Genomic DNA, 654 nt, shown 5'->3' on the forward strand with positions numbered 1-654 from the left:
TTAGCAGATAAAGGTTACTTCAGTCAGCCTGATATAAAAGACACTATCGATTTGGGTGCAGAGCCAATCATGCCCAAGACGGATACATCGTCCTCTGAAAAGAAAGGGATATTTAACCGCTCACTCTTCAAATACGATGCAAATAAAGACATTTACTTATGCCCCGCTGGAAATGAACTTCAAAATCGAATGCAAGTATTTGAGCAAGGTAAATACCTTGATGTTTACTTCAATCACATTGCTTGTCGAGATTGTAAAATAAGAAGTCAGTGCACTAACTCTAAAAAAGACCCTAGGCGAATAAGGCGGTGGGTGCATGAGGTTCTGACAGAAGAAATGCTTCAAAAGCTAAAGAATGAACCTGAATTGATGCTTCATCGAAAGCAAACTGTTGAGCACCCCTTTGGCACAATTAAACTCTGGATGGGAGCTACCCACTTACTAACACGAGGTTTAAAAAGCGTGGGGACAGAAATAAGTCTTCATGTTCTGGCTTACAACTTCAGAAGAATGATAACAATTATGGGAGTTAATGGTAAGCGTCTAGCAAAATGCACCTGCCAGTAACTCGTCAAAATGATTAAGCTATTTCCGAATTTCAATGAGGAGATAGCCATGAGAAAAACACGTAGCCTTGAACAGTGGCGCAGTATT

General features: G+C 40.2%; 1 protein-coding gene. It reads left to right on the forward strand.

All coding sequences use genetic code 11. From position 1 onward, the window contains the following. On the forward strand, positions 1–567 hold a 567-nt coding region (locus H5187_RS23890), incomplete at its 5' end, for a transposase (protein WP_182798511.1). Positions 568–654 lie beyond the last annotated feature (87 nt).

Source organism: Pseudoalteromonas sp. SG44-1, from assembly GCF_014164315.1.
GTDB lineage: Bacteria > Pseudomonadota > Gammaproteobacteria > Enterobacterales > Alteromonadaceae > Pseudoalteromonas > Pseudoalteromonas rhizosphaerae.